The following is a 10339-nucleotide window of genomic DNA, read 5'->3' on the forward strand; positions in this document are numbered from 1 at the left end:
TCAGTACCATTCATCGGGCAGGGCGGCTTTGCGCTCCGCCACGAAATCATTCAGGGCCATGCGGGTGTGCTCCGGCATTTCCGGCGGCTGGTAGGCCTCCAGCATCTGCTTCCAGCGTGCCGCAGCGCGCTGATCCGCGGTCAGACAGCCGTTTTCCTCCCAGGTCTCATAGGGGCCGCCTTCGGGCACCTGCGGTTCGAAGTTGGCGGTGGTGTAATGGCGCAGGGTGTGGCTGGTGGAGAGGAAGTTCTCACCCGGCCCGGCCTCGGCATAGGCATCGCGGCCAAAGGCCTCGTCACCGGTTTCAAATCCCTGCAGCATCTTCAGCATCGCGCCGCAGTGGTCGAGGTCCATCACGAACTTCTCGTAGGACATCACCAGCCCGCCCTCGAGCCAGCCCGCCGCGTGCCAGACCTGATGGCCGCCGGACAGGAGTGTCGCCCACATGGCGCCGGTGCTGTCCTGCATCGCCTGGCCGTCCGCCGCGTTCGATGCCGTGACCTGGCCGCCGCCGGAGCGCACCGGCACCCCCAGCCGGCGGCCCAGCTGCGACAGCGCCATGGTTGTCAAATTGGCCTCGGGCGAACCGAAGGTCAGCGCGCCGGTGCGCAGGTTCATCGAAGAATGGAAGCTGCCGAACACCACCGGGCAGCCGCTGCGCACCAATTGGGTCAAGGCAATGCCCGCCATGGCTTCGGCCAGGGTCTGCGCGGCCACCGCGGCAGAGGAGAGCGGCCCCATGGCGCCGGCAAAGATTGCGGGAGAGACGCAGACGCATTGGTTCGCCGCTGCGTAGAGGCGAAGAGACGCGGACATCACCTCGTCAAAGATCAGCGGCGAGTTCACGTTGATATTGGCCTGCATGACCGCATGGCTGCCGATGAAACCGGCGCCAAAGGCCAGCCGGGCCATGTCGAGACTGTCCCGCGCGCCCTGTGCGGATGTGACTGCGCCCATGAAGGGTTTGTCCGACAGGGTCAGATGCGCCAGGATCATATCCAGATGCCGCTTGTTCACCGGCACATCCGTCGGCTCGACCACGGTGCCGCCCGAGTGATGGAGCGCAGGCGACAGTTGCGAAAGCTTCACGAAATTCCGGAAGTCTTCCAGCGTGGCATAGCGCCGGCCCTGGGTCAGGTCGGAGACAAAGGGCGACCCGTATCCCGGCATCAGCACCAGATTGTCCCCGCCCAAGGTGACCGTGCGGGCCGGGTCGCGGCCATGCAGCCGGAATTCGGCAGGTGCGGTTGAGCAGAGCTGGCGGGCATGACCTGGCTCGAACCGGACCCGAGCGCCTTCGATGCGCGCTCCGGCGCCGGCAAAGAGTGCCAGCGCGGTATCATCGCCGCGGAACTCGATGCCGATGTGCTCCAGAATCCAGTCTGCCTGGCTTTCGATCCGGGCCAGAGCAGCCTCATCCAGCAGATTATAGGCGGGGATTTTGCGGCACCGGATTACGGGCGCTGCTTGCGGTGCATTGTGCCGGGTCAGCCGCCCCCGGCGCGATCTGCCGCGCTGGGTGATATGCGTCTGAGCGTTCATATTTCCCAACGTGCCAACTCCCAAGAATTTTCCTTGGGCTAATATTTTAGGAAAGGAGGCTGCCAGCAATCGATTTTATTTGCTCTCATCGTTCAAAGAAATTAGACACCAGGAAGATGCTGAAAAAATTCCGCCACCATGACAGCCTGCGCCTGTTCGCTGAAATCGCCCGCTACCGCAGTTTTTCCGATGCGGCAGCGGCGCTGAACATGACCAAGGGGGCGGTCAGCTATCAGGTCAAAACGCTGGAGGCGGACTTGGGCTTTGCCCTTTTCCAGCGCAATGCCCGCGGGGTGGATCTGACGGCTGGCGGACAAAAGCTGCTGGATGCCTGCCGAAACCACTATGAGGCTATCGAGGCGGAAATCCTGGCAATGAAGGGGCTTTCTGCCAGAACCCTGACCGTCGGCGTATCCACTTACTTCGCGGCCCGCTGGCTGTCGCCCCGGCTGATGTCCTTCATGCAGGAGCATCCGGATATCCAGTTGCGCTTGCAGCCGATGATCCGGCTGTTTGATCTGGAAGCGCAGGGCGTTGATATCGCGATCCGCTGGGGCAATGGGCGGTGGGAGGACGGCGAAATCACCCCGTTTTTGCCATGCCCAGCTTTTCCCGCCGGTAACGCTGCAGCGCTGGAAAAAGTAACTCGCCTTGGCTGGGAAGAGGCGATTTCAACCTTTACGCTGCTGCGGGATCATGACGACAGCAACGCCTGGACAGACTGGGTGAACACCGCTGGCCTGCCGCTCCAGGCGCGGCGGGACACGCTGATCATCCCGGACCCCAATGTGCGGGTTCAGGCGGTTATCGACGGCCAGGGGATCGCTCTGATGGACACCCTGATCGAACGGGAACTGGAAGAGGCAAAGCTGTTCCGCCTGTCACCGCACGTGCTGCAGGATTACGGCTACTTTCTGGTCCGGCCGCATAGAGCCGTGCCGCAGGACAGTGTCATCGCTTTCACCGGATGGCTGCAAAGCATCAAGTAGACCGTGTGCCGTTGCCGACGAGTGAGCGGCCCATTGCGGCAGCCGGCGCCGGGCAAGGTTGTCCGGCTGGTCCCCGACCCTCCCCGTTCGGGTTTGAAACACGAAGGATCCAGTTGCCGCCATTCCAGCTATCAGTGACCCCGCCAGGATGAATGCCTCGAATGATTAATCTGACGGCGCACAATGTTCCGCGCCCCGTTTGTGGAAAGTAAGCAGGATCATCGTCAGGAACCCCGGCGCGGCCGGATCGCCCACGCCCGAAGATCTACGACCGCCTTGCCCGTTGCTGCGAGGGTGCAGGCGCAGAGCACGGTCTTTGACACAGTCTCCATCGTTCCTTCGATCATCATGGCATGGGCCACGCTCCCGATCACAGTCATTGACACAAGTGCTGTATGACCGCGGCGCCAGATGCGCAGTTTCCGGCGGAAACGTGCACGGAATGCAGCCAGCAGCGCGGCGCCGAGGGCCGTCCACATCGCGGCCACGCCCCAAGCGGAAAACGGCGTTGGCGAAGCAAATAGAAGCGCGTCGACCATGTCTGGCGGGCTGGTGATCCACAGGCCGGCCACGTGAACCGCAATCGCCGCGATCAAGGCTCCGCCGGTCCAGCGATGCACGCGCCGCCCGCGCTGTGCGGGCAAGCCAGGCAAGTAACCGCCCGCCAGCAAAGGCTGTGTGAGCAGCAGCGCCATGGCGATCACCCCGGCAAACCCGGCCGCGATATAGACCGGCTGGCGCCATGCGAGCAGCGGGCTTACTGCCGCGGCGGCGACCGGCACAGCAACAGCGGCCGCAAAGAGACCCCAAATCAAGGCGCTCCGGGCCGGGCTCATGTTCTTTGCGCCCACTGCGCTTAGGCTGGCTGAAGGACGAAATGCGCGCTTAGGCTGGTATCTTTGGCGTTTCGCATGACCGGGCGCAGGAAAACGGTTTCAAAGTCACCGCTGTCATAGGCGAGATGGCCATGCGGCTGTCCGAAAGCAGGGACGATCTGCGGCATCTCGAGGCGGAACTCCCCATTCTGATCCGTAAGCGTTGCACCATGGCTCCGCTGGTCGCGCTCATGCCCTTCGGTCGTATGCGCCCAGATCTGGATGCGCTGCCCAGCAAGCGGCGCGCCATCGCCTGCGCGCCGGACTGTGCCGGTCATCCAAAACCCCCCGCCGCCAATCCTGTCCACAATTGGTGCGCCGGGGCGGTAATTGTTGGCGCCGCCACGCATCGATGGAGTCGGTGCGAGGCCCTGCGCGCGGGCCGGAACAAGCAAGCCGGGGCCTCCCATCGCAACGGCAAAGCTCCCCGCGGCGAGGAAGGAACGACGGGTAAATGGGATGGCAGGCATAACGGAGTCTCCTAACAAGCGTTCGGGTGCTTGGCCGGATGCGCAGGACTGGTCTCGAACTGATCGAAGTATAGCAAGTTTGCAGGAAATTCCGAGTTCCGGCAGCCGGGCTGCGGGTCTCACCCCGCTCAATGTTTTGTGAGTTCTTGGCGGGAATTGCCGGCCGTCGCCGTTCTTTCGCCCAAGTCAGAGGCGGCTGCCACCCGATGGAGCACCTTGCACCTCTGCGACCAGCAGTTCCGCCTGCCCGGGCAGAGCGCGGAACGCCGGCGGCGGCCTGCGGTCGGTGACGATCAGGTCGTTTGCCGCAAGCTCCGGCAAGCGCAGCGCCGGACTGGTGCTGGCTTCGTTGAATTTCGTTGAATCAACGGCCATGATGGTTTGCTCGGCAATTTCCGTCATTGCGCCGGCCATGTCCGCTTCGCACTGGTCATACACCATGAACCCCCTGGCCGGATGGACCAGCGAGGCAGAAAGCACCGCAGCCTGCACAGAAACACTGGCAATCACATCATAGGCGGCCCGGTCGAACGCGGCACCGTCGTGGTTGCGCAGCTGTGTGCCCGCCATGAACACGCGGTTTCCTTCCTCCATCGACAGCGTGGCAGCGATGAATGCCGAATTGGTCACCACAGTGAGGTTCTTGCGCGTCCGCAGCGCCTGGGCAATGAAGCCGGAGGTGGAACCGGTGTCGATGGCGATGGCGGAGCCGTCGTGGATCCGTTCAGCAACCGCATTGGCAATCGCAACCTTCGCTGCCCGGTTCTGGGTCATGCGCGCCATGAACGGCGGGTCCAGCACATTCTGGGTGCTGACCAGCGCGCCATGCACCTTGGACAGGCGCCCGTCTTCGACCATGGGCTTCACGATTCGCCGGACGGTCTGATCCGAAACCTGCAGGATCCGGGCCAGATCCATGACCGAAACCCGCCCGTGCAGGTTCACGGTGTTGAGAATGTCTTGCTCGTATTTCGACATTTTTGACGCTTTTATGTTGCCTGTTGGAGGTTAGGGCCAGTTTTTCCTGCGATCAACCGACAAATTTCAACGAACAAGCAACATAAATGTTGATTTATGTTGATTTGAGGGATTTGATTTCGCCAACGATCTTGCAACGGGGAAACATCATGACCACTCACTCAGCCAAGCATCTCATCATTGGCGGCGGCATCATCGGATGCTCCATCGCCTATCATCTGGCCCGGGAAGGCGAGAAAGACGTGGTTTTGCTGGAAAAGGCATCGCTGACCGAAGGCGCCACCTGGCATGCGGCCGGCCTGGTCGGGCAGTTGCGTTCCTCGCGCAATACCACCCGGATGCTGAAACGTTCGGTGGCGCTCTATGACCGGCTGGCCGGCGAGACCGGCATGGAGTTCGACTGGAAGAAAGTGGGCAGCCTGCGCCTGGCTGCAACCAAGGAGCGGCTGCTGGAAGCCAAGCGGCTGGCGACGATGGCGCGCAGTTTCGATCTGGAAATGGAGATCATCACAGCAGCCGAAGCCAAGGAGCTGTTCCCCTATATCGATGCGGAGGGCCTTGAAGGAGCCGCGTTCATTCCTTCGGACGGCCATGTGGATCCCGCCAGCCTCTGCCAGGCAGTTGCGGCCGGGGCCCGCATGCACGGCGCTCAAATCCGCCAGGGTGTCAAGGTCGAGGATTTCGAGCTTAAGGACGGCCGCATTTCCAGGGTGATAACGTCCGAGGGAGACTACGACGCCGAAACCGTTGTCCTGGCCACGGGAATGTGGAGCCGGGAACTGGCCGCAAAACTCGGGGTCGTGGTTCCGGCCTGCGCGGTCGAGCACCAGTACATCGTGACCGAACCGCTGCCCCGGGCGGAGCTGGTCAAAGGGCTGCCGACGCTGCGCGACCCGGAGCGGCTGGTTTATTACAAGCCGGACGCCGGCGGGCGGCTGGTGATCGGCGGTTATGAAGAGGGGACGCTGCCCTTTGGCGACAACGGCATCCCGGGTGAGTTCGTGCGCCAGCTGCTGCCGGACAATCTGGACAGGTTTGCCCCGCTGGCGGAGCTGGCAGGCCAGGTCACGCCGGTCGTCAACGAGGTCGGAATCCGCCAGGTCATCAATGGCCCGATCCCATATTCCGCAGATGGCGATTTCGTTATGGGCTGGGCGCCCGAACTGAAGAACCTGATGCTGTCGACCGGCTTCCTTTACGGCATTGCCGCTGGCGGCGGCGCCGGGGAAATCATTGCGGAATGGATATTGGAGGGCCGGCCGAGCCTGGATCTGTGGCCGCTGGATGTGCGCCGCTTCAGCCCGCACCACGCCACCCGCGCTTTCATGTATCCCCGGGCGGTGGAGCATTACGCGCATCATTACAAGATGCGCTATCCGGGCCAGGAGGCGGAAACCGCCAGGAATCTGCGCCTGTCGCCGCTGCATGACCGGCTGAAGCAGCATGGCGCGGTGTTCGGATCGAAGAACGGCTGGGAGCGCCCGTTGTGGTTTGCCCCCGAAGGCGTCGAGCCGGTGGATCAGCTGGACTTCCTGGACCCGGGCTGGAAGGCCTTTGCCGAACAGGAGCACAAGGCCGCGCGGGAAGGCGTTGTGCTGATCGACCAGTCCAGCTTCTCCAAATTCGAGCTGATCGGCCCGGGGGCACTGGCTGCCATTCAGAACATCGCAGTATCCAACATGGACAAGCCGGACGGCGCGGTGATTTACACGCAGCTTTGCAACGAGAAAGGCGGCACCGAGGCGGACATTACCGTCACCCGGCTGGGGCGCGATCATTTCTACATCGTGACGGGCGCCGGGTTCGGCGTGCATGATGCGGACTGGATCCGCCGCCACCTGCCCGAGGATGGATCGGCGCAGCTGATTGAAATGACCTCGGCCCGCGCGGTGATCAATATCTGCGGCCCCAAGTCGCGCGAGGTGCTGCAGGCGGTTGCGGAGGAAGATGTGTCCAACGGGGCCTTTCCGTTTGCAACGGCGCGGGAGATCACGCTGGGCGCCGCCAAGGTGCGCGCAGCCCGGATCGGCTATACCGGCGAGCTGGGATGGGAGCTTCATGTCCCGGCGGAATTCGCCCTGCATGTCTATGACCTGCTGTGGCGGGCCGGACAGGATCACGGCATCCGCGATATCGGCTACCGGGCAATCGAGTCGCTGCGGCTGGAGAAAGGCTATGTCTACTGGAGCGCCGATATCACTCCGGATTACTCACCTGTCGAGGCCGGTCTGGGCGCCCGTGTGCATCTGAAGTCCAAGGGGGATTTCCTGGGCCGCACGGTTCTGGAACGGCAGAAAGGGCAGGGGACCAGCCAGCGTCTTTGCACCTTTGCCGCGGAGGAGCGGCTGCCGATGACGGGCGGTGAGACCATCCTGCATCAGGGGGCTGCGGTGTCTCTGGCCTGCAGCGGCGGCTATGGTGCCACGGTCGGCAAGACAATTGTTTATGGCTATCTTCCGGCGGAACTGGCCGGGGAAAGGGGTTTTGAGCTGGAACTGTTCGGCGAACGCCGCGCGCTGCGCAGGGTGGACGGGCCGCTTTATGACCCCGCCAATGACCGCCTGAAAGCCTGAGGGAGGCCGCAATGAATATGGAACATGTCACCCGGATTACCGATGCGTTGCAAAATCTTAAGGGGTTTGCAGGCCTTGATGCACAGGCGCTGGAGGTTCAGCGCCTGGGAGGTTTGACCAATCTGGTCTACCGCGTGGAAGGCGGGCCGCAGGCAGTGATCGTGCGTATTCCCGGAGAAGGCACCGAAGAATATATCGACCGCTCTGTGGAAATCCATAACGCGCAGGTTGCAGCAGACGCCGGGGTCGGGCCAGCGGTCCTGTGGGCGGATCCTGCAACAGGTGTAATGATCAGCCAGTGCATTCCGGATATTGCCACCATGACCCCGGAATTGTTTGCCGAACGCCCGGGGTCGGCGGCCCGAGCAGGAAAGGCTCTGCGGCGATTGCATGATGCGCCGGCCCCCTTCAAGTTCCGGTTCGAGCTGTTTTCGATGATCAGCGGCTATATGGAGGTGCTGGCCGCCAAAGACGCCAGCCTTCCCGAAGGCTATGCCGAGGTGGTCGCCGAAGCGGCTCCGATCAGGGAACTGCTGAAGGCTAGGCCCGGCAAGCTGGTGCCCAGCCACTGCGACCCGCTTTGCGAGAACTTCCTGGATAACGGCGACCGGATGTGGATTGTCGATTTCGAATACTCGGGCATGAATGATGCGCTGTGGGATCTGGGCGATCTGTCAGTTGAGGCAGGCATGACCGAGGCCCAGGAACGGGAAATGCTGACGGCCTATCTCGGCGCCCCGCCGGGTGCTGCGCAATACGGGCGGATGGTGATCTACAAAGCAATGTGCGATCTGCTCTGGACGCTCTGGGGGCTGATCCAGCACGCGGACGGCAACCCGGCGGAGGACTTCTGGGCCTATGCCACCAACCGTTTTGCGCGCTGCAAGACCCTTATGCTCGCGCCCTCCTTTGCGGACCATCTGGCCGCCGTTGCTGCTGAATAGCCAGCAGTTCCGTCTTTAACTTGCAGCCTGCGTGCGGCACAGCACGCAGCCCAGCCTGGGGAATATCTTGGTCGTTTTTGACTTCGACGGTGTGATCGCAGATTCGCTTGGAATTTGCGCAAGAGCCTGCACCCACGCAGCCAGGCGGCAGGGCTGTACCCGCCCGCTTGCGGAAAACCCGTTTGCTGATCTGGAGCAGGTCAGTTTTGAAGGGCTGGCCGCGAAGCTGGGCCTCAATACCCGGGCCTTTGCAGCGGATGCCTGCGGTTATCTTGAACACTGCCGGGAGATTGCACCGCTGTTTCCGGGCATGGCTGAAACTTTGCGTCAAGTGGCGTTGAACAGCCCGCTCTGCATTCTGTCGGCGTCGCCCCGCAGCACCATAGAGCCATTTCTCCGGTTTCACGGCTGCTATGAGCATGTCTCCGCAATACTTTCGCGGGATATTCCGGGCGGCAAGGCCGGGAAGCTGAAAGCCCTGCAACGTGAGGCGCCTGAGCCTGTCATCTGCATGGTGGGCGATGGGGTCAGCGACATTGCTGCAGCGAAACAAGCGGGTATTCCGCCGGTTGGGGTGGCCTGGGGATGGCAGGCGCCGGATGTGCTTCGCGAGGCCGGAGCGGACTTTATTGCCGACACTCCCGTTCACATTGCCGGTATCGTGGCAGCTCTATGAGAAACAGCGGGTCCGGAACAATGCGCTTTCGCGGAAGGATCTTTGGGAACCTGCCCGGTCCGGGGTCTTTACTGCGGAAAGTCCGACCAGACCCGCAGACGTGAAAAAAACCTCCAGCGGGTGACCCCGCTGGAGAAGTCGGGGGAAATTCTACATCGCGGCCTTGAACAGCTGGGTGAGGTTTTTCTCGGTCAGTTCGATGGGGTTGCCGCCGCAGGAGGGGTCGGTGACGGCGCCTTTGACCAGCTCCGGGACCGCATCCGCGGTGACACCCAGATCGCCCAGCCCGCGCGGGATGCCCAAGGAGTCGTTCAGCTCCTGCACGAAGCTGCGGAATCCGTCGAAGCCGCCCCCGATGCCCAGATAGGCGGCGGCCATGTTGAACCGCTCCGCAATCGCGGAGGCGTTGAACTCCAGCACGGCGGGCATGCAGACCGCGTTGGTGGTGCCGTGGTGGGTGTTGAAGTGCGCGCCGACCGGGTGGCTCATCGCGTGGATCGCGCCGAGGCCCTTCTGGAAGGCGGTGGCGCCCATCGCCGCTGCTGACATCATCTGCGCGCGGGCCTCGATGTCGGTGCCGTCAGCATAGGCGCGGGGCAGGTAGTCCTTCACCAGGCGCATGCCCTCCAGCGCGATGCCCTGGGACATCGGGTGGTAATGGGGGCTCGAGAACGCCTCGACGCAATGGGCGAAGGCATCGAGCCCGGTGCCTGCGGTGATGAACCTCGGCATGCCGACCGTCAGCTCGGGATCGCAGATCACCACCGCGGGCAGCACCTTGGGGTGGAAGATGATCTTTTTCTGGTGGGTGACGCTGTCGGTGATCACGCTGGCGCGGCCCACCTCTGAGCCGGTGCCGGCGGTGGTCGGCACCGCGATGATCGGCGCGATGGCATCGGCATCGGCGCGGGTCCACCAGTCGCCGATATCCTCGAAGTCCCAGACCGGGCGGGTCTGGCCCGCCATGAAGGCGACCATCTTGCCGAGATCCAGGCCGGAGCCGCCGCCGAAGGCGATCACCCCGTCATGGCCGCCCGCGTTATAGGCGGCAACGCCTGCCTCCAGGTTCTTCTCATTCGGGTTCGGGTCGACCTCGGAGAACATCGCCCGGCCGAGGCCCGCCGCCGCCATGATGTCCAGGGTCGATTGGGTCACCGGCAGATCCGCCAGCCCCTTGTCGGTGACCAGCAGCGGCTTGGTGATGCCGGCGGCGGCGCAGGCGTCCGCCAGTTCCTTGATCCGGCCTGCGCCGAACTTGATTGCGGTCGGGTAGGACCAGTTTCCAACGAGAG

General features: G+C 63.1%; 9 protein-coding genes. 4 read left to right on the plus strand and 5 right to left on the minus strand.

The window, feature by feature from the left end:
* A complete protein-coding gene (locus tag AB1A62_RS15890; RefSeq protein WP_366662435.1) occupies positions 1–1542 on the minus strand; it encodes a trimethylamine methyltransferase family protein in 1542 nt (513 codons plus the stop codon).
* Between the two features lie 116 nt (positions 1543–1658).
* On the opposite strand from AB1A62_RS15890, the gene AB1A62_RS15895 reads away from it, so the two are divergent.
* Positions 1659–2531, plus strand: a complete 873-nt coding sequence (locus tag AB1A62_RS15895; protein ID WP_366662436.1) for a LysR substrate-binding domain-containing protein — start codon at positions 1659–1661, stop codon at positions 2529–2531.
* Positions 2532–2755: 224 nt separating this feature from the next.
* Here the strand turns inward: AB1A62_RS15895 and AB1A62_RS15900 are convergent, their stop codons facing one another.
* The 3 genes from AB1A62_RS15900 to AB1A62_RS15910 all read right to left on the minus strand — a co-directional run bounded on the left by AB1A62_RS15900 (position 2756) and on the right by AB1A62_RS15910 (position 4854).
* Positions 2756–3367, minus strand: a complete 612-nt coding sequence (locus tag AB1A62_RS15900; protein ID WP_366662437.1) for a ferric reductase-like transmembrane domain-containing protein — start codon at positions 3365–3367, stop codon at positions 2756–2758.
* A 20-nt stretch (positions 3368–3387) separates the two neighbouring features.
* Entirely contained in the window at positions 3388–3876 is a 489-nt protein-coding gene (locus tag AB1A62_RS15905) for a twin-arginine translocation pathway signal (RefSeq protein ID WP_366662438.1), read from the minus strand.
* Between the two features lie 186 nt (positions 3877–4062).
* Positions 4063–4854, minus strand: a complete 792-nt coding sequence (locus AB1A62_RS15910; protein WP_366662439.1) for a DeoR/GlpR family DNA-binding transcription regulator — start codon at positions 4852–4854, stop codon at positions 4063–4065.
* 149 nt (positions 4855–5003) lie between these two features.
* On the opposite strand from AB1A62_RS15910, the gene AB1A62_RS15915 reads away from it, so the two are divergent.
* The 3 genes from AB1A62_RS15915 (at position 5004) to AB1A62_RS15925 (ending at position 9047) form a co-directional block, all read left to right on the plus strand.
* Positions 5004–7427 (plus strand): FAD-dependent oxidoreductase, encoded by a 2424-nt coding sequence (locus AB1A62_RS15915; RefSeq protein ID WP_366662440.1) that lies wholly within the window; start codon positions 5004–5006, stop codon positions 7425–7427.
* Positions 7428–7438: 11 nt separating this feature from the next.
* Positions 7439–8371 (plus strand): choline/ethanolamine kinase family protein, encoded by a 933-nt coding sequence (locus tag AB1A62_RS15920; protein WP_366662441.1) that lies wholly within the window; start codon positions 7439–7441, stop codon positions 8369–8371.
* A gap of 67 nt (positions 8372–8438) precedes the next feature.
* Positions 8439–9047 (plus strand): HAD family hydrolase, encoded by a 609-nt coding sequence (locus tag AB1A62_RS15925; RefSeq protein ID WP_366662442.1) that lies wholly within the window; start codon positions 8439–8441, stop codon positions 9045–9047.
* A 150-nt stretch (positions 9048–9197) separates the two neighbouring features.
* On the opposite strand, the gene AB1A62_RS15930 is transcribed toward AB1A62_RS15925, so the two are convergent.
* A partial coding sequence (locus tag AB1A62_RS15930) for an iron-containing alcohol dehydrogenase (protein WP_366662444.1) occupies positions 9198–10339 on the minus strand: 1142 nt, incomplete at its 5' end.

This window comes from Leisingera sp. JC11 (genome assembly GCF_040704725.1).
In the GTDB taxonomy this organism is placed as follows: domain Bacteria; phylum Pseudomonadota; class Alphaproteobacteria; order Rhodobacterales; family Rhodobacteraceae; genus Leisingera.

Coding starts and splice junctions, on each gene's coding strand:
- AB1A62_RS15890 (WP_366662435.1), bottom strand. CDS start 1,542: ATGAACGCTCAGACGCATATCACCCAGCGCGGCAGATCGCGCCGGGGG.
- AB1A62_RS15895 (WP_366662436.1), top strand. CDS start 1,659: ATGCTGAAAAAATTCCGCCACCATGACAGCCTGCGCCTGTTCGCTGAA.
- AB1A62_RS15900 (WP_366662437.1), bottom strand. CDS start 3,367: ATGAGCCCGGCCCGGAGCGCCTTGATTTGGGGTCTCTTTGCGGCCGCT.
- AB1A62_RS15905 (WP_366662438.1), bottom strand. CDS start 3,876: ATGCCTGCCATCCCATTTACCCGTCGTTCCTTCCTCGCCGCGGGGAGC.
- AB1A62_RS15910 (WP_366662439.1), bottom strand. CDS start 4,854: ATGTCGAAATACGAGCAAGACATTCTCAACACCGTGAACCTGCACGGG.
- AB1A62_RS15915 (WP_366662440.1), top strand. CDS start 5,004: ATGACCACTCACTCAGCCAAGCATCTCATCATTGGCGGCGGCATCATC.
- AB1A62_RS15920 (WP_366662441.1), top strand. CDS start 7,439: ATGAATATGGAACATGTCACCCGGATTACCGATGCGTTGCAAAATCTT.